Genomic DNA, 212 nt, shown 5'->3' on the forward strand with positions numbered 1-212 from the left:
GTGCGGCCCGACCGCCTCCTCGCCGCGCGGTCCGGCGTCCACCTCCTCGCCATGGCGGCCGGACGGGTGATCGCCGCGGGAGATCCCGGCGCGGTCATCACCGAGCAGACGGTGCGCGACGTGTACGGCCTCGACAGTCGCGTCGTCCCCGCCCCGGTGAGGGGGCGCCCGATGGGCATCCCGAGCGGGCGTCATCCCACCGTGGGCGTGCG

The 212-nt window shown here is 76.9% G+C and carries 1 pseudogene; it reads left to right on the forward strand.

The features are described from left to right. Positions 1-212: pseudogene (locus tag QM517_RS18180) on the forward strand (ABC transporter ATP-binding protein); the annotation flags it as partial.

This window comes from Microbacterium sp. IEGM 1404 (assembly GCF_030056775.1).
In the GTDB taxonomy this organism is placed as follows: domain Bacteria; phylum Actinomycetota; class Actinomycetes; order Actinomycetales; family Microbacteriaceae; genus Microbacterium.